At 31.9% G+C, this 16,968-nt stretch carries 20 protein-coding genes and 2 pseudogenes; 14 read left to right on the top strand and 8 right to left on the bottom strand.

What is annotated here, in order from left to right:
- Nucleotides 1-30: 30 nt before the first annotated feature.
- Nucleotides 31-231, bottom strand: coding sequence for a hypothetical protein (locus D1869_RS06265; RefSeq protein WP_052846930.1), 201 nt, complete (start codon nucleotides 229-231; stop codon nucleotides 31-33).
- 143 nt (nucleotides 232-374) lie between these two features.
- Here D1869_RS06265 and D1869_RS06260 point away from each other — a divergent pair, with 143 nt between their 5' ends.
- On the top strand, nucleotides 375-1,088 hold the full coding sequence (locus D1869_RS06260) for a purine-nucleoside phosphorylase (protein ID WP_156014392.1): 714 nt from the start codon (nucleotides 375-377) through the stop codon (nucleotides 1,086-1,088).
- On the top strand, nucleotides 1,088-2,287 hold the full coding sequence (locus D1869_RS06255) for an HD domain-containing protein (protein ID WP_156014391.1): 1,200 nt from the start codon (nucleotides 1,088-1,090) through the stop codon (nucleotides 2,285-2,287). Before D1869_RS06260 ends, D1869_RS06255 begins: the two co-directional genes overlap by 1 nt.
- Here D1869_RS06255 and mvaD read toward each other — a convergent pair.
- Both mvaD and D1869_RS06245 read right to left on the bottom strand, forming a co-directional pair.
- Nucleotides 2,271-3,251 (bottom strand): diphosphomevalonate decarboxylase, encoded by a 981-nt coding sequence (mvaD, locus tag D1869_RS06250; protein WP_156014390.1) that lies wholly within the window; start codon nucleotides 3,249-3,251, stop codon nucleotides 2,271-2,273. The genes D1869_RS06255 and mvaD overlap by 17 nt on opposite strands.
- On the bottom strand, nucleotides 3,241-4,185 hold the full coding sequence (locus D1869_RS06245) for a phosphomevalonate kinase (protein WP_156014389.1): 945 nt from the start codon (nucleotides 4,183-4,185) through the stop codon (nucleotides 3,241-3,243). Before D1869_RS06245 ends, mvaD begins: the two co-directional genes overlap by 11 nt.
- 38 nt (nucleotides 4,186-4,223) lie before the next feature.
- Between D1869_RS06245 and D1869_RS06240 the strand changes: the two genes are divergently transcribed.
- Genes D1869_RS06240 through D1869_RS06230 form a run of 3 tightly spaced genes read left to right on the top strand, consistent with a single transcriptional unit; the run spans nucleotide 4,224 to nucleotide 5,717 of the window.
- Nucleotides 4,224-4,841, top strand: a complete 618-nt coding sequence (locus D1869_RS06240; protein WP_156014388.1) for a hypothetical protein — start codon at nucleotides 4,224-4,226, stop codon at nucleotides 4,839-4,841.
- A 34-nt stretch (nucleotides 4,842-4,875) separates the two neighbouring features.
- On the top strand, nucleotides 4,876-5,160 hold the full coding sequence (locus D1869_RS06235; protein ID WP_156014387.1) for a winged helix-turn-helix domain-containing protein: 285 nt from the start codon (nucleotides 4,876-4,878) through the stop codon (nucleotides 5,158-5,160).
- Nucleotides 5,160-5,717: a hypothetical protein gene (locus D1869_RS06230; RefSeq protein WP_156014386.1), complete on the top strand. Its 558-nt coding sequence runs from the start codon at nucleotides 5,160-5,162 to the stop codon at nucleotides 5,715-5,717. Before D1869_RS06235 ends, D1869_RS06230 begins: the two co-directional genes overlap by 1 nt.
- Here the strand turns inward: D1869_RS06230 and lrs14 are convergent.
- A complete protein-coding gene (gene lrs14, locus D1869_RS06225; protein ID WP_156014385.1) occupies nucleotides 5,709-6,032 on the bottom strand; it encodes an Lrs14 family HTH-type transcriptional regulator in 324 nt (107 codons plus the stop codon). The two genes, D1869_RS06230 and lrs14, sit on opposite strands and share 9 nt — an antisense overlap.
- A 70-nt stretch (nucleotides 6,033-6,102) precedes the next feature.
- On the opposite strand from lrs14, the gene D1869_RS06220 reads away from it, so the two are divergent.
- Nucleotides 6,103-6,471, top strand: coding sequence for a GIY-YIG nuclease family protein (locus D1869_RS06220; protein WP_156014384.1), 369 nt, complete (start codon nucleotides 6,103-6,105; stop codon nucleotides 6,469-6,471).
- Here the strand turns inward: D1869_RS06220 and D1869_RS06215 are convergent.
- Together D1869_RS06215 and D1869_RS06210 are read right to left on the bottom strand one after the other, a co-directional pair.
- Nucleotides 6,411-6,902, bottom strand: coding sequence for a hypothetical protein (locus tag D1869_RS06215; protein ID WP_156014383.1), 492 nt, complete (start codon nucleotides 6,900-6,902; stop codon nucleotides 6,411-6,413). The genes D1869_RS06220 and D1869_RS06215 overlap by 61 nt on opposite strands.
- Nucleotides 6,903-7,039: 137 nt before the next feature.
- The gene (locus D1869_RS06210; protein WP_184651035.1) at nucleotides 7,040-7,789 is read right to left on the bottom strand and encodes a tetratricopeptide repeat protein; all 750 of its coding nucleotides are present in this window, start codon (nucleotides 7,787-7,789) and stop codon (nucleotides 7,040-7,042) included.
- A gap of 162 nt (nucleotides 7,790-7,951) precedes the next feature.
- On the opposite strand from D1869_RS06210, the gene D1869_RS06205 reads away from it, so the two are divergent.
- Nucleotides 7,952-8,254 (top strand): hypothetical protein, encoded by a 303-nt coding sequence (locus D1869_RS06205; protein WP_156014382.1) that lies wholly within the window; start codon nucleotides 7,952-7,954, stop codon nucleotides 8,252-8,254.
- On the opposite strand, the gene D1869_RS06200 is transcribed toward D1869_RS06205, so the two are convergent.
- Complete coding sequence (locus tag D1869_RS06200; RefSeq protein WP_156014381.1) at nucleotides 8,251-9,006, bottom strand: ParA family protein; 756 nt, start codon at nucleotides 9,004-9,006, stop codon at nucleotides 8,251-8,253. The two genes, D1869_RS06205 and D1869_RS06200, sit on opposite strands and share 4 nt — an antisense overlap.
- Before the next feature lie 795 nt (nucleotides 9,007-9,801).
- Here D1869_RS06200 and D1869_RS06195 point away from each other — a divergent pair.
- The 5 genes and pseudogenes from D1869_RS06195 to D1869_RS15445 all read left to right on the top strand — a co-directional run.
- Complete coding sequence (locus tag D1869_RS06195) at nucleotides 9,802-10,230, top strand: HEPN domain-containing protein (protein ID WP_156014380.1); 429 nt, start codon at nucleotides 9,802-9,804, stop codon at nucleotides 10,228-10,230.
- Nucleotides 10,193-10,498, top strand: a pseudogene (locus D1869_RS06190) (nucleotidyltransferase domain-containing protein); the annotation flags it as partial. The gene D1869_RS06195 and the pseudogene D1869_RS06190, both read left to right, overlap by 38 nt.
- Before the next feature lie 42 nt (nucleotides 10,499-10,540).
- Entirely contained in the window at nucleotides 10,541-11,182 is a 642-nt protein-coding gene (locus D1869_RS06185) for an IS607 family transposase (RefSeq protein WP_156014379.1), read from the top strand.
- Nucleotides 11,154-12,392, top strand: coding sequence for an RNA-guided endonuclease InsQ/TnpB family protein (locus tag D1869_RS06180; protein WP_156014378.1), 1,239 nt, complete (start codon nucleotides 11,154-11,156; stop codon nucleotides 12,390-12,392). Before D1869_RS06185 ends, D1869_RS06180 begins: the two co-directional genes overlap by 29 nt.
- 9 nt (nucleotides 12,393-12,401) lie before the next feature.
- Nucleotides 12,402-12,563: pseudogene (locus tag D1869_RS15445) on the top strand (nucleotidyltransferase domain-containing protein); the annotation flags it as partial.
- A gap of 314 nt (nucleotides 12,564-12,877) precedes the next feature.
- Here D1869_RS15445 and D1869_RS06170 read toward each other — a convergent pair.
- Nucleotides 12,878-14,164, bottom strand: a complete 1,287-nt coding sequence (locus D1869_RS06170; RefSeq protein ID WP_156014377.1) for an ATP-binding protein — start codon at nucleotides 14,162-14,164, stop codon at nucleotides 12,878-12,880.
- Between the two features lie 723 nt (nucleotides 14,165-14,887).
- Between D1869_RS06170 and D1869_RS06165 the strand changes: the two genes are divergently transcribed.
- Complete coding sequence (locus D1869_RS06165; protein ID WP_156014376.1) at nucleotides 14,888-16,090, top strand: Nre family DNA repair protein; 1,203 nt, start codon at nucleotides 14,888-14,890, stop codon at nucleotides 16,088-16,090.
- 21 nt (nucleotides 16,091-16,111) lie between these two features.
- Nucleotides 16,112-16,897 carry an SPL family radical SAM protein gene (locus D1869_RS06160; protein ID WP_156015917.1) on the top strand — a complete coding sequence of 262 codons (786 nt, stop codon included), beginning with the start codon at nucleotides 16,112-16,114 and terminating at the stop codon, nucleotides 16,895-16,897.
- Nucleotides 16,898-16,968 lie beyond the last annotated feature (71 nt).

Genomic DNA, 16,968 nt, shown 5'->3' with positions numbered 1-16,968 from the left:
CTTTGATCATCGGGGGGTTTAGTAAAATAACTATTTACTCTCAGTAGGTTTAATAGTAATAGTACCAGATTCTTCATCCACTTGTAGTAAATATTTAGTCCCATGTTTTTCTATCATAGACTTTGGTATATATAGATTTAATGGCAGTGTGTAGTACTCATATTCGTAAGTCTTCCCCCTCACAGTCTTTTTTCCTACTAATCTTTTTGCTTCAACTACTCTCTCTTTCATAAGATGAAATATTACTTCTGTGTTTTTAAACCTTATTCCAAATCTTTCTAACATTTTAATATTACTGTTTATACTTGTTAAGTGGATGATGAGCGCCGGCTGTAATGATTAATGATATAAAATTTCTTGGCTGATATATTTCCGTGAACCCGGTTCATATACTTGCTAAGAAAGGTGATATAGCTGAAAAAGTTATTATAGCCGGTGATCCTGGTAGAGTCAAAAGTCTCTCTAAGTTTTTAGAAGAGCCTCAACTTGTTAATGAAAATAGAGGTTTTCTAATTTACACCGGTAAATACAAGGGGGAAAGAATAAGTATAGCAACTCATGGAATTGGTGGTCCATCAATAGCAATAGTTTTAGAAGAATTAACCATGTTAGGAGGTAGGATATTTATCAGATACGGTACATCTGGTGCTTTAGTTCCAGATGTTAATATTGGAGATTATGTTATAGTTACTGGTGCTTCCTATAACCCTTCAAGCTTAGTTTATCAATACTTTAAAGAACAAACTTGCGTTTCAGCCACTCCAGATTTCGAACTAACTATGGCTTTATATAACTCTTTTAAGAACAAGGGGTTAAAGTTTCATTTAGGTAATGTGTTTAGTAGTGACGCTTTCTACGCTGAAGATGAAGATTTTGCAAAGAAATGGTCAGAAAGAGGAAATGTAGCCGTTGAAATGGAGTGTGCTACCCTATTTATGTTAAGTAGATTAAGGAAAATTAGGAGTGGTGCTGTAGTTATAGTTAGTGATAGTTTAGTCAAAGGAGGATGGATTAGTAAAGACGAATTAGAAAAGAAAGTTAATGATGGCGCAATAGCTATTTTAGATGCTTTAACTAATATAACTTAATGAAGATTATAAGAGATCCTATACATGGTTACATAGAAGTTCCAGATGATATCTTACCAGTAATTTCCTCTCCTTTTTTTCAGCGATTAAGGTTTATTTCACAAACTGGCTTAGCATATATGGTTTATCCGGGAATGAGACATACTAGATTTGAGCATAGTTTAGGAGCAATGCATTTAGCTAAGGAGTTTCTCCACTATATTTCTAGTAACAGTAAGATAGATTTTTTAACCGAAGATTACGCTAAATTAGTTTCTCTTTCAGCCTTATTGCATGATATTGGTCATGTAGCATTTTCTCACACTTTTGAGTCAGCTTTACAAGTTACTAGAGACGTTTATAAAGAGAAAATTGAGTACTACGGAAAAGAAACTCATGTAAAATACGGTTTAAGGTTAATTTCTAAGTACTCTTACTTATTCGAGAAAGTTGGTAAGAATAGTAACATCACAGATCCCGTTAAGTTTTTGATTAACGTTATTGGCGGTAATCCCGCTAACGAAGAAGAGAAGTTTGCTTTGCAGATAATATCTAACTTTGTTGATGCAGATAGAGGTGACTATTTACTGAGAGATTCTTATTATGCAGGTGTGGGTTATGGCAGTTATGATATAGAAAGATTAAAGAGAGTTTTAGTTTATGTTGACGGAAAAATAGCTATATTAAAGAAAGCTATTCCAATAGTTGAGCAATTTCTCTTAGCTAGAATGTATATGTTTAAGAATGTTTATTTTCACAGTGTTGTAGGAATGTATAATGCTATTCTTTCTCATGCAATTTCAAAGTTAATTAGGCAAAATAAAATAGATCTTAACGACATAGAAGAAATAATAGATTATAAGATATTAAATATGATAGAAGATACAGAATTTAAACAGCCTATACTCTATAGAAGTGGATATAAGAGAATTAAAAAGGATATAACACAAGAATGTTCTAGCATTATAGATAAAGAAGAACTAATGGAGCTTATGAGAGAAACTGAAGGTAAAATAATATATTATGAATTCTTTGACGTCCCATACAAAGAGGAAAATGAGGCCATATATATTTATGATGAAGGCAAGCTTTCTCCTCTCTCACAATTCTCTAATCTCATAACAGCAATAAGGGACTTAAAGAAAGCGATAATAGTGTATCATCATAGTATGGAGGATAAAATGAGAAAATACTATGAAAAACTTAAAGAAGCTTGCTAACTTTTGGTCCACTTCCCACTTTCGAGATAATTATCTTATTAACGCCTATGGAATTAAGAAAACTTATCACTTCGTCCTTATATTTTTCAGTAGTAAAAATATGAGGATTTGGTCCGGCATCAAAAGTATATCCAGCTTTTCCAAACTCTTGGGTCCATTCCATAATTTTTAGTGATGTATCGTTCAAGTAAAAGAAGGATGGCCATGAATCTAAGATAACCGCATGCATACTGTTACTATGTCTCATTAACCAATAGTAGAATTCTTCCTCGTTCCTTTCCTCTATACTTTTAATCACTTTAGGTAAGGTTTCTTCTATAAACTTTAGCCTACATTTCATTAGATTTGATGTCTTAGAAGTAATTATCATTCCTTCTCTAGAGGAGATTTTCTTACTTCTTTCACTTACAATTGCAATAATATCTACCAATTCTCTCCAGTGAGTTTCTGGGAAAAGTGAGTAGCAGTAAGAATCTTCACCATCATCTCTTTCTCCCTTCTCCCATAGCACAAACCCTCCAGCAGTACTTCTACAAGCACTACCAGAACCAATTCTTGCAATTTTTGACAATTCTTTCTGAGATAAACCTAACTCTAGAGCCTCATTAGCAGCATAAACTAACGCAGCTATCCCTGCAGCTGAAGAAGCTAATCCAATAGATTTAGGAAAATTACTCCATGACTCCACTTTAGCATAAATTTCTTGGCCATATAACTTTCTAAATATATTTAAAACTCTACCACTATATTCTCTCACTTCTTCATCTTTTGCCTTTTCTCCATTAATATATACCTCGTCTTTTACAAATTCTTTTGAGAAAATTATTCTAGTTCTAACTTCTAATCCAGACAAAGTTATAGAAAGTGAGGAGTTTAATGGTAAGTTTAACTCCTCATTTCTTTTACCCCAGTATTTTATAATTGCAATATTTGAAGGAGCAATGGCTTCAGCTTCAAGCCTCAATTCTTAAACCCTCATCCTCTTTTAACTCTATAACTATAACGTTTTCTTTTTTCCACTTTTCTTTTACCTTTGATAAATCCTTTCCTAAAGCAAACACTGATTCTCCTCCAGCTCCAGGAGATAAAGCAATTAATGCATCATTTTCAGCTATTTCAATTAGCCTTCTTATCTTCTCATTTTCTATCTCTACACCTACTATTTTTTTAGCTAATCCATTTAGAAATCTTCTAGCAAGTTTCACGTGTTCTATGGCTTCCTCAATTTTACCTAATTTTATAAGTTTTATTGCCATTATGTTTTCCTCGTCAATGTATTTCATTACTTTCTTGAACTCCTCATTATTGCTTTTTTCAATAAACTTAGCTACAGAGTTTACAGTACTGAAGCTTTCACCTATGAAACCTAAGAGCATTTCATAGTTTCCTATCTTAAGGGGTTCAATTATACTATCTATCTTCTCTATATCGTAAAATCTTCTATAAACTATTGAACCGTAGACAGCTGAGGCAATATCAAAACCACTCCCGATACCTTTTTGCCTTATATAATTAGCTTTCTGTGCTAACTTATAGATTTCATCTTTGTTTAAGTTATTGAATAAGTGATAATAGATACAAGAAGTTAAAGCTACGGTTGATGCTGAGGAACTCCCTAAACCAGTTTTTTTACCATGTATCTGAAAATCTTCATCGTTAAAAAGTTTCACATGAAATGGAGGCAAATTTCCGAATTTTTCTTTAAAAACTGTAATCACACTTTCGATTAATTCGTTTCCTCTATCTTTAAATGTGCCGTATGTTGTTTCAAAAATGAAATTATCGGAACTTTTTATATCGCATCTTACTCTCCTATTTATTGCTATAACGTGTGAAATTCCGCCAAATACTACTGAATAACTGCCAATCCATAATATTTTGCCCGGAGCAGATATCACATGATGAATTTTTTAGCTTTATTTTATTTTTGTCTCTCATGGAATTCTTAAATAAAAGGGATAGATTAGTTTTAACTACCATATCTCAATATGGACCAGCTGGAATTGATGCTTCTGCATTGATATCTTTATTATCACCTTTGATGACTAAAGAAAGTATTATGAGAAGTGTCGAAGAACTGATTATAAAAGACTTGGTTAAAGTTACAAATTTAGGTCAAGGAGAAGTTAGGTACGTGTCTTCTAAGAATGTGCGTGATGCTATGATAAACCTAGATATTCAAAGATTAAAAATAGCTGAATATGTTAAGGAATTAAATACTAGGAAAGATGAAATTTTGAAGTTGCAAGATAAGAATCAGCAAATAGAACAATTAAGGAATACTGTATTAGAAGGATTATCAATTATATCTATAGGATTAATTAATCTATATAGCTCAATGCCAGAGTTAACTATTCCTGAATATATAGAATCTATTCAACCTCTAATTGAGGTCATGGAAAAATTATATAAATTAGTTCAAAAATCGTATACGAAAGAAGAAACAGAGGCTATTTTAAAAATAATAGAGAAGTATAGGGGCGAAAAAGATTATAGAATATTAAAAGAAATGTTAGAAAAAGAAGAAATGAGTCAAAAAGACAAGTCTATATAAATCTTTTTAAGTGATGATTCTAATATAAAGTTGTATGAGGTCCAAGAGAGATAAATTTGATATAGTTGCAGATATATTAGAAAATATCAAAGACGGACGTAACTCTAAATCAGCGTTAATGAAAAATGCTAATTTGAGTTTTTCTATTCTAAAAAAATATATTGATTACCTAGAAAAAAATGGATATGTAGAGGAGAAAGATGGATCATATGTTATAACTGATAAGGGTATAGCATTATTAGATAGATTGAATAAGGTTAGAAACCTAGAATTTCAATTAGCAGAGCTTATTAATGAGTTATCTAAAGAATTATTATAATGGTAAATCAAATTTATGAGCTGATATTTGTAGGTTTATTGGCATCGATTATAAATATAATTCTCCAATATTTCGTACTAAAAGTAAAGTTTAAAAAAATAGAGGGCGAATGGATTACATTAAAATCTATTGCCTCATTATCTTCTTTTAAAAATTACTTGGATGTGGTCTCAGCTGATGAAGCTCAAGAATTATTAGAAGAAATATTAGTAGGTTTAAGAACTTTTCCAACTGTAGATTTATTATCATCTCAAGTAGAAGAGAAGCTAAAATCGTTAAAAAGTGGTTTAAAAGCCTTGTTAGATTCCTTAAACTTAATTGATATAATGAATATGGCCTATCTAAATTCTAAAAAGAATATGGAGTTGGGCATGATAATGTCATATTCTTCTTTAATAATTCTCTTCATAAGTCTTATCACTCCTTATCCTTTAATCTTCATAGGAATCGCTTTAGGATTTAACTTTAATTCCTTATTCCTTTTATTAAACTCCTTTACAAATATAGAAAGGTTACATAAAATTAGAAAGAAATTAAAAGAAACTATACTACAATGATAATTGCATTTTCCTCGAGCAATTTAACAAGTCTTCTCTTATCTTATTAATTATATTTTCAACTATAGAGTAATAATATTTTGGTCTACCAATTTTCTTATCTTCACTCTTACTTCTTATTACTAAGCCAGAATCAATTAGTTTCTTTAAACTATTCTCTACTGTAGTCTTACTTACTTTCATCATTTGAGAAAGTTCGTCTGACGTCACTGGCTTATTTAATTCAATAAGTTTGAACAAGCAATCTATATCAGTATCTGAAAGTTTGTAGCAACATCTTATAACATCTTTTGCATCATATAACTTTTCACTCATATGTTTTAATATTGAGTAATCAGTAATAAAACTTTATCAATTTTTTAGTTCATTTATTTTACATCATATTATGAAAGGTTATATAATAGTTTTTAACTGCAAAAAAGGTGACTTGATAATTAAAAGTAAAATCTTCCCTATACAAGAAGGCTATTATGCTTATGTAGGTTCATGCGGATTATATTGTGATAAGAGAATAAGTAGACATTTTTCCAAAGAAAAGAGAAAGAAGCATTGGCATATCGATTATTTATCTGAACTCTGTGAACCTCTTTTTGCAATAATATTGCCACAACAAGAGAAAGAAATAGCAAAACTACTTTCAGAGTTTGATTACGTAAAGGGTTTTGGATCTACAGATGATAATGAAAATCCTTCTCACCTATTTAGAGTCTCTTTAATCTCTTTACTCAATCTAATTAGAGGAATAAGCGAGTAGTCCTTTTTTGCAAATTCTTCAATATTAACATACCAGAAACTCCAATTGCTTACAAACTGTAAATAAACTTTCTCATTACTTATAATAATCTTGTATAAGGTTATTGGTTTATCAAATGTATAACCTACCTCTCTCTTAAAGTAGTTAAAAAGGGTTAACGAAAGTTGATTCTTTATATCTTCACTTAAGGAATTTAATACATTCTTGCCATCAATAATTTTAACCTTGACTTTGTTTCTATTAGTCACACATAACGCTTCTTTTTCCCAATAACACATTTTTTCAACCAGTTTGTCTTGAAAGGAGAAATCAAAAGGAGAATATTCCTCTTCTTTTCCTATGAGAATTTTTCCCTCTTTTAGTGAAAATGAAACTTTTCTTTTAAAATTATTGTAGATTAATGCTCTATCTTTTCTAACAGTGCCTTTCAAAAATAAGCTTCCTGAAGATCCTATAGCCGTAAAAGGGGATAAAGTCTCAAACTTATACACAAAGCAAAAATTTTGAGACGCTTTTTGTAAGGTCTTTATCATTATATCTCTAACTAAAGAGAATAAATAGAATTCCCTCATTTTTTATCATTAATTTTCTTTATGTCAGAAATAGCTTCTTCTTCCTTCCCTAACTTCATATAGACTTTTGCCCTCCTCATGTAAGCCTCAGTATATTCTGGCTTTAGATTAATTGCCTTAGAGTAATAATTAACGGCTTCTTCAAATTTTCCAGCGTTTTCTAATAAAACTCCTTTACTAAAATAAACCTCAGCAAAATATGGATTTAGATTCATTGCAGTATTTAAATCATCTTCAGCATTCATTCCAAGTTTCATTTTAGCTAAAGCCCTATAGTAATATAATTCCGCATCAAGGGGATAAAGGGTAATAGCAATACTTAATTCCCTTATAGCATCATAAGTATCTCCAGTATAGTAATCTATAATCCCTTTAATTTTATAAAATAAAGGTGAAGAATCGTCAATTCCAACTAATTCCTCTTTTCCTTCTTCATAATTTTCAAGTTTCAAATAAATTAAAGCCCTCAAAATTCTTGATTCTTTATCATTAAAACTAGAAAGAACGTTTAACGCATCCTTATACATTCCTTTTGAAATATATATTTTTGCAACCTCAATATAATTTTCAGCCTTCATAAATGCGTCAATAGCTTTATCGTCTTCCCCTAATTCCTTGAGGATTTTTCCTAACAAATTATATGCTTCCTTAGATGGATTTTGCTTAACAACTTCTTCAGCTTTCTTTAATGCAGCCACTAAGTTTCCTTGAGAATAGTATTCTTCAATTTCTTTTATGTCGTTCACAAAAATATATTTACTTAGCAAGTATTTAACATTTAAGCCGTTACCTTAAAGAAAATAATACAGCCTTTCTCCTTTCTGGAATTCCTTAATTGCCTAAGAAATAAAAAACAGCTTCATCATACCCCCATTGCCTTAAAAGAATTTCAAATGAATGAATAGAATATGGAACCATTCTATTTCAAATCTTACGAAAAAGTAGTAGGTACAGCTCATAATGTACAAGAATTAGAAAAAGAAATAGCAAGAATTGGAGCAACAGATCCGGCATGTGTTAATTGGCATTTGGAACAAGGGCATATAGTCTCGTGGTTGAAATATATAGGAAATAATACCTTAGCTGAAATGCTAAAGGGAGTTAAGGACTGGAGAGAAGCATTAGCCAGAATAAGAGATTACTATGCTATACAACAAAAAACTACTACATCTTCAAAAAGAAAATGGAGAAAATCACAAGTTTGGCATTAATAAGTAATAATTTTTTTCTCCATTTTAAGAATTGAATCTACAAAATTCTTTATCTGTGGTATAACTGGCAAATCTTCTATTGAACCTTGAAATTGAAATAGCTCGTCAATAAAAGGAATAACTACTCCTACTAAAAATCTATTATCGTATAAAGATTTCAGTACTTCTATACCTTTTTCCTTATCTACAACCATATTCACTATTATTCCTAAAGCTTTGCCTGGTGCTTCTGCTTCAGTCTCATCAATATATTTTTTAGTTATCTCTACATCCTCTAACAGTCCAGTTGAAAGGTAAACCCTATAAATTTCCTCATTTGGGAATATTTTCCTAAACATACCTAATTCGTGTTCTACCACTTCACTCTTCATTGTAACATATGGAGGATTATCTATTATAAAGAAATCATATTTCTTTCTCTTTACTAATTCAGCATAACTTTTCTCCATTACCTCTTTCTTCATAAGATCTTTATGTAATTCTTCTATTTCTTTAAAAAACAGAACTCCTTCTCCAAATAACCTTGCAATAGTTAAGTTTCCTAAATCTTTAAAGTAATCTCTAGGTATTTCACCCCTTGCAACTTGTGTGAAAAAACTATTTTTGATCCCAGCAAGAGTAGATGCAAATGAGAATATATCTCTATCTAGGAAAAGAACATTAAAACCTCTATTACTTAATTCTTTTGCAACCATCAAAGCTATTGTTGATTTTCCTATTCCTCCTTTTATTCCAACAAAAGAGATTCTCATTAAAAATATATTAACATAAAGAAGAAAAAAGCTTATGAGTTAAATGAAGACAAATATCTAAGGTAAATAATAATGGATTGAACTTTATAACATACTTTATTATCGTTTCTCAGCCTTCTTACGATTTATTATGGGTTGAATTCTTTTTCATATTATTTGTGTTTAGTTTATGTCAAATTTTATAATAATAAAAGATAATTCCTCATATCATTTTGAGCAAAGGGAAGATAAAAAACAAAGATATGATTACAGTATCATTGAGTTCTATAGTGTTCAGTAATAATTCTTTTAGGTTATATTTCAAGTATAGTATCAGCTAAGATTTCCGCGTGAGCCCTCCAGACCTATGTAGAATCCTATGTTTTGTATACCACCACACATGGCAAGTGGTTGATTGCTAAGTCTATACGCTATATAATAAGTATAAAATAATTGAAATGAGAGTGTATAGACAATACAGTTTAACATCAGATATTATCTTACTTGGATATTGTAAACTAAGCTTTTTCGGTACTACTACTAACATAAATTCGAAGACTACTTATTATAAAATTTTTACTATATTTAAAACGTTTGTAATTCGATTAAAAATCACAAGAATTTTATTTATAAGTTTTATCATTTATATTTTCATTTCATGTAATACTTTCCTTGCATAATACATATGAATAGAATGTGATAGATATTACCCTTCATTTGAAAGTTGTTGGAGAAAAAGAGGCTTTGTTTATGTTATGTCATTATTGATGCTAAATGTTTCTCAAAAGATTTATTCTTTAACTTTGAAAGTTTTTTGTGATTCTACCAAAGTTCAGAGAATATGCTAGGGCTTTCTTAAATATAGCGAAAAAGGATAATATTAGGGCTAAGAGAGCTTTAGAACTTAAAGATTATCCGGAATGCTTCTTTTACTCTCAACAGTCTGTGGAAAAAAGTGTAAAAGCTATGTTAGAAGTAAAATTGATATATAAGAAAGAATATGATATTATAGCAGAAGCTTCAAACAATTTACAGGATCTTGGAGAAGATCTTGACATAATTTTGAATGCATTAGATTATCTTTCTGGTGCGTGGAACATGTCTAGATATCCATTCTTTAATGGAAATAGTGTAACCACTCCAGAAGAATTTGTTACCGAAGAGATGTGTGTACAAGGAATAAAATATTCTGATGAGGTGATTAGAATTGCAGAGAATTATCTTAGAAAATATGGAATTATTTAGAAAAGCAACACTTTTGCTAAGAAAAGAGGGAGTCCTCTCAATAATATTCTTTGGTAGCAGAGTTATAGGTAAATATAAGAAGGATTCAGATTTGGATGTATTAATTATTGTAAAGGATAAAGCAAAAGGATTAAACTTTAGTGAAAGCAGGCTAAGGTTTCTTAAAGATACGAACATTCATCTTGATACTGTCATAATGACAAATACAGAATTTGAAAATAACCTAGCACTAGGAACCGTTTTAATGGGGCTGAATTCTTTTTCATGTTAATAGAAATCTTTTTATATTCGTTTATTGTCAACTAAATTTGTGGAGAGGCTATTAAGACCTAAGGAGGCTTGCCAACTACTCGGCATATCATACTCAACACTCCTACGATGGATTAGGGAAGGTAAAATAAGGGCAGTAATGACTGAGGGTGGGAAGTATAGGATACCCTACAGTGAGGTAAAGAAATACTTGGAGAGGAGGGAGGAAACTAGGGCAGTAATCTATGCTAGGGTCTCCTCGGCAGACCAAAAAGAAGATTTGGAGAAGCAAATAAACTACCTAACAAACTATGCAACAGCAAAGGGTTACAAAGTAGTTGAAGTCTTGAAGGACATTGCCAGCGGGCTGAACACCCAGAGGAAGGGACTACTAAAACTATTTAAACTAGTAGAAGGGAAGAGTGTGGACGTCGTACTAATAACATACAAGGATAGGCTAACACGTTTCGGCTTTGAGTACCTGGAGGAGTTCTTTTCAGCTATAGGAGTTAGGATAGAGGTAGTACTCGGTGAAGAATCCAAGGAAGCAACACAGGAACTTGTAGAAGACTTAATCTCAATCATAACCTCATTCGCTGGGAAGATCTACGGTATGAGGAGTCATAAGAAGACGTTATTTGTGCAAGGTGTAAAAAACCTGATAGGTGAATTAAGTGGAGAGGACAGTAAAGTTGAGGGTTAAAGTAGACTACAAGACTTACAACAAGCTCAAGGAAGTTGAGGAAGAGTATAGTGAGGTATTACATGATGCTATAGAATACGGGCTAACAAGAAAAACTACATCCTTCACTAGGATTAAAGCTGGGATTTATAAAGAGGAAAGGGAGAAACACAAGGACTTACCATCGCACTACATTTACACTGCTTGCGAAGACGCAAGTGAGAGGTTAGATAGTTTTGAGAAGATGAAGGGGAGGGGTAGGGCTTACACTGACAGACCTATAATAAGGAGAGTGACTGTACATCTTGATGATCATTTATGGAAGTTTAGCCTTGATAAAATCTCGATAGCTACAAAACGAGGTAGGGTTTACCTATCTCCACTCTTCCCCAAAATATTTTGGAGGTATTACAATCAAGGTTGGAGGATTGCAAGTGAGGCTAGGTTTAAGCTATTGAAGGGTAACGTAGTAGAACTCTACATCATCTTTAAGAAGGACGAGCCTAAACCTTACGAGCCTAAAGTATTTATCCCAATTGATCTTAATGAGAATTCGGTCTCTGTATTAGTTGATGGAAAACCGATCCTTTTAGAGACTAACACCAAGAAAATCACCTTGGGCTATGAGTATAGGAGGAGGAAAATTACTACTGGGAGGTCAACTAAGGATAGGGATGTTAAGAGAAAATTGAGGAAGTTGAGGGAGGGGGATAAGAAGGTGGATGTTAGAAGGAAGTTTGCTAAGCTTGTTGTTATGGAGGCGTTTGAGAGTGGGAGTGCTATAGTTCTTGAGGACTTGCCGAGAAATACTCCAGAACACATGGTTAAGGACGTGAGGGACTCTCAACTTAGGTTGAGGATTTATCGTTCAGCGTTTTCTTCCATGAAGAATGCCGTTGTGGAGAAGGCTAGGGAATTCGGTGTTCCAGTAATTTTGGTTAATCCCTCTTACACTTCTTCAACTTGCCCAGTCCACGGGTCAAAAATCGTTTACCAACCCGATGGGGGCAATGCCCCAAGGGTTGGTGTTTGTGAGATTGGTAAAGAGAGGTGGCATAGGGATGTTGTAGCTTTGTATAACTTGCTGAGGAGGGCTGGAGATGTGAGCCCCGTGCCGTTGGGCTCTAAGGAGTCCCATGACCCACTTACCGTTAAGCTTGGTAGGTGGTTGAGGGCTAAGTCCCTACACCAGATCATGATTGAAGATAAAATGATTGAAATGAAGGTGTAGGGGCAAACGGTATCTATAGCCTACTGTGTCGCATATGATGAGATAAATGCTTATGAAAAAATAGAAAGTTGGAGTAAAGAGATAAGGAAATATGGTGCAGTACTTGAGTTACCTTATGGTAAATTTATTGTTGGTAGGACTATTAGGAAGTGCAAAATAAGTTTTGACTAGGAAAACATGCCTTTAAGACCTTAAGACTTTCTCTAACTTCGCAATACTTCATGTATATTATTACCCTTCAAACATAATTTAAGCAGTATTTTATGAGAATTTCAGAACTTAGGAGTCAACGCTTACATCATAAAGTTTCTACTTTAGGTAGATCAAATCACAATTAGTTATCTTAACAGAGAATGTAGTTTTTATGAGAGAATTAAGGAATGTCCAATTTCCAAAATAAATACTAGTTAACATAAAATATTAGATAGAGGCAATTTGAAAGTTACGTAAAAGTTTTTATAGTTTTAAGATCAAGTTGTACTACACTATTTATTGTTCAATAACCACTTCCAGATCTTCAATACGTTAATGTTCTTCCCCTTTATATTAGTCTCTCTTTCCTCATCGAATGTGAGAAATTTAACGGGTATATTCCACTTTAAAAGTTCCTCAACACCCTTATACTCTCTTTCATTTAAATAATACGTAACTTGATAAGCTTCTTTCACCGAATCCTTCTCCTTTATTACGAAATCTACTTCACCCCTTTTACCTCGATAATAAAACACATTTTCTTCACCATATCTTCTAACTAACTCTACGAATACTAGGTTTTCTAACAGGGAACCTAAATTAGAATTTAATCTATAACCGATAACGTTGGCTAAACCTTGATCCACTACATAAACTTTTTTCTCAGCTCTAGTCATAACTGAAAGATTAGGAGATAAAGGGTTGACAAAATAAATCAAATTAGCCCTAATGAGACATTGAGTGAACCTCTGAACAGTCCTTAAAGGAATTTGAAGCTGCCTTGAAACATTCCTTAGTCTTACCCTATTCCCTACATTAGAGATATAGTATAGCGATAATAATCGTAGCTTATCAACCTCCTTGATCTTACAAGGCGTTATTACATCCCTTACTATTATGTCTTCATATAGTGCCGATAAAAGTTGTTCTTTAACATTACTGTTAACTATACCAGGAAATCCTCCGTAAGTTAAATATTCATTAAAATAAGATTTTATTTCAGATTCTCTTGCTATAATGTCAACTTCATTATGTAAATTTAAACCCTTAAAATTAAGATATTCTTTAAAAGATAAAGGATAAACTCTTATTACCACATGCCTACCCGCTAACTTTTTCCTAACATTATCGCTTATTAAATCTGAAGTTGAGCCGGAAACTATTACGAAAGCTTCTTTTCTGTCTATTAAGGATCTGGCAAATCCTTCCCATCCATTAATCCTCTGTATTTCATCAAGAAATATGTAAGGTTTACTATCTTTTTTTCTCTTAATCTCAAGGTATATTTCATATAATCTAAATAAATCTTCAACGTTTTGAACACTTGCTAGCCTTCCATCTTCAAAGTTAACAATCAAAATATCAAAAGGATCTACTCCACTCTCAATCATTTTTTTAGCTACTTGATTTAATATTGTAGACTTTCCAGCCCTTTTAACTCCTAACACGCTTGCGATATACCAGCTGTTAATAATACTCAAAATTTCTTTTACATAATCTTCTCTTAGATAGCCCGTAAATTGATCCTTATACCAAAAGTTCCAATCAATCAATGCTTTCAGAATTAGTTCCCTATTCATATACTAACTTCGACTAATTCTTAAATAAATTTGACTCTTATTATGAGTCAAATTTATGTAATTTTGACTCACAGAAAGAGTCAAAACATTGATAATTTTTTGAATTAATGTCGTAAAATAAAGTTTGTGTGAATCATCATAAACCTAAAAATAAATAACCAAAAATTAAAAATAATGAAATCCATATTTATAAATACTAAGTAAATAATGTCTTAATTATATTAATAAAGTCCTATATATATAACGAATATTATAAATTAGATCATAATAATAATATTTAATAGATTGATAAAAGATTTTATCTTGGCTTATTAAGGAGTTATTTTTAGAATATTAAATATATTTTAGTAATTATAATATAGATGAACTTCATAAGAAATTATAGTATTTTCCATTTAATTTAGAGTATTATACTCCTTGCGTAATACACGTGGAGAATTAAGACTAGATATAGCTCTTTCCCAAAAAGTTTTTGGGTGAAAGAGCTCAAGTTTTGATGTTACTATACAATATCCTTTCTCCAAATGAGAATTAGCATAATAACCTTAGAACCAATTGAAACTTATGCGATAAGATCAACATGACACTTTAAGGAGAAAGATACAAAAATATTATAAGTTATTTCCAATACATTTCTATAGCTGTTAGAAATAAGGGGAAAAATCGTAATACTCAATCTATTATATAATACAACTTTTATACTTCTTCAATAACATAAACACAGTGATAAAGCCAGAACTTTGCGTTAAATGTAAAGCTTCTAAATACTTGTGTGGTCTAACCTATTGTCCTTTGTTAGTATCAGTTAGAGTAAAAGAAAAAATTAATTTGCTGAAAACGAGAGTTTATGGTTCTTCTCCACCTACCGTATTTGTTGGAAGAAGTAGTTACCCTAAAATATTCGTTTATCCTTCAACACCTCCAACGTTAGGAGATACTAGTCACTATGAAGATCCTAAGTTTTGGCTTAATTCCAGTTTAGACGATTTCCTATCAACAAGATTTTCGTTAATTAGAGGAGGAATAAAATATCACGTTAGCTCGGCTAATGATCCAGACAGAGTATTATTAGATATTCAAACTTTAGCAATCTCCTCAAAACCCGTAACCATAGAATTATCCTTAAAGAGGTCTCCTTCTGGAAAGATTTTAGATGACAATTTACCACCTTTAGGTCCTTCAGCACCTCTAGAGAAAATTAGGATTGATGAAGATTCTCAACCCTTAAAGATAGTTGAAAAGGTCTATTTTGATAAAGACCTAAAGGCCGAAGAGGGGATTGTAACACTTTACGATTATGGTGTTGATGTGGAGAAAATAGCTAAGATATTAAGTGTTGGAGGAATTGGAGTAAAGAGAAGATTAGTCCCTACTAGGTGGAGTATAACAGCTGTTGATAAAACAATTTCTGATAATTTAATTGAAAAAATAAAACAGTATGAGAGTGTAGATAAGGTTGAAGTATACGTTAGGAGTTTCAGAAAAAACCTATTTATAGCCATACTAGTATCGGGATATTGGAGTTTTGAATGGGGGGAAGCCTGGTTTCCAGGTAGTACTTGGAATAAATGGGGTAAAAGCATTGAAATAGAAGTAGATAATGAGGGTTATAAAGGAAGGGATGATTATCCAAAAATTGGAGGGTGCTACTATGCTTCAAGATTAGCAGTCTCAGAGTTTTTGGCATCTAGAAAAAGGCAAGCTACCGCAATTTTATGGAGGGAAATATACGAAGGTTTTAATTTACCTATTGGTGTTTGGTTTGTAAGAGAGAATATTAGAGAACTCTTTAAACAGAAGCCCATTATTTTTGATAGAGTAGAAGATGCTATCACTTTCGTTAAGGATATAATGAAGTCTGATATAAACAGATGGCTTAAGAGATCCTTATTATCTAGAGAAAAAATAACCAGATGGTTGAAGTAATTTGGGAATTAGGTGGTTGAAATTATCGTAAAGAGTATTAGGGTTAAAACAGCCTTAAGTAAGTCGAGATTAAAGGAATTAGACTATAGCTTAAACCCTTACTTAGGCTGTGCTTATTCATGTACTTATTGTTATGCTCCCAATTTTACTCCTAATGAAGAAGCATCATTAAATTGGGGTAAGGTAATAATTGTTAAGGAGAATTTATTAGAAATTCTTAGAAAAGAAGTATTTTTAAAGAGAAAAGGAACAGTTGGCGTATCAACAATAACTGATCCTTATCAGCCAATAGAGGCTTTAAAGAAGATTACCAGAGAAAGTATTTCACTTCTCCTTAGTCATAACTTTAGAGTTTCAATACAGACAAAGTCTCCTTTAGTATTAAGGGATTTAGATATTTTGATACAGAATAAGAAGAAAATTGATGTTGGATTTACTGTAACGAGTTTAGAAAGGTGGAAAGAATTAGAGCCTAACGCACCTCCTCCTAAGGCAAGAATTAGGGCATTAGAAAGACTCAGTGAAGAAAGCATTGAAACTTGGCTCTTTTTAGGGCCTATAATCAAGGGATTTAACGATCATGAGATCGAAAGTGTAATAGAGGAAATTTCAGGTAGTAAAACTAGGATAGTATTTGATAAGTTCAGATTTTACAGAGGGTTAAAATATAAAGAAGGTGATACAGAGTGGTGGAAAAAAGTTAAAGAGAATATATTAAGCTACTGTAAAAAATATAATATAGAATGTCATGAGGAAAGTGAAGATTGGATTTATGAAAGAAAAAGATTCTTCAAACCGTTGTTCTAGGTCTTTCTCATCGTAAATTTAGGGGGAAATAACATTTTCCAATGTAAAATATACCTTGTTCCATCTACAAT

The sequence above is a fragment of the Sulfurisphaera ohwakuensis genome, assembly GCF_009729055.1.
GTDB classification, from domain to species: Archaea; Thermoproteota; Thermoprotei_A; order Sulfolobales; family Sulfolobaceae; genus Sulfurisphaera; species Sulfurisphaera ohwakuensis.
This window is presented reverse-complemented; position numbering and strand designations above follow the sequence as displayed.

Excerpts from the sequence above, each read along its gene's own strand:
- D1869_RS06230 (WP_156014386.1), top strand. The coding sequence starts at position 5,160 with ATGGTAAATCAAATTTATGAGCTGATATTTGTAGGTTTATTGGCATCG.
- D1869_RS06265 (WP_052846930.1), bottom strand. The coding sequence starts at position 231 with ATGAAAGAGAGAGTAGTTGAAGCAAAAAGATTAGTAGGAAAAAAGACT.
- D1869_RS06220 (WP_156014384.1), top strand. The coding sequence starts at position 6,103 with ATGAAAGGTTATATAATAGTTTTTAACTGCAAAAAAGGTGACTTGATA.
- D1869_RS06170 (WP_156014377.1), bottom strand. The coding sequence starts at position 14,164 with ATGAATAGGGAACTAATTCTGAAAGCATTGATTGATTGGAACTTTTGG.
- D1869_RS06205 (WP_156014382.1), top strand. The coding sequence starts at position 7,952 with ATGGAACCATTCTATTTCAAATCTTACGAAAAAGTAGTAGGTACAGCT.
- D1869_RS06200 (WP_156014381.1), bottom strand. The coding sequence starts at position 9,006 with ATGAGAATCTCTTTTGTTGGAATAAAAGGAGGAATAGGAAAATCAACA.
- D1869_RS06235 (WP_156014387.1), top strand. The coding sequence starts at position 4,876 with ATGAGGTCCAAGAGAGATAAATTTGATATAGTTGCAGATATATTAGAA.
- D1869_RS06240 (WP_156014388.1), top strand. The coding sequence starts at position 4,224 with ATGGAATTCTTAAATAAAAGGGATAGATTAGTTTTAACTACCATATCT.
- D1869_RS06255 (WP_156014391.1), top strand. The coding sequence starts at position 1,088 with ATGAAGATTATAAGAGATCCTATACATGGTTACATAGAAGTTCCAGAT.
- lrs14 (WP_156014385.1), bottom strand. The coding sequence starts at position 6,032 with ATGAGTGAAAAGTTATATGATGCAAAAGATGTTATAAGATGTTGCTAC.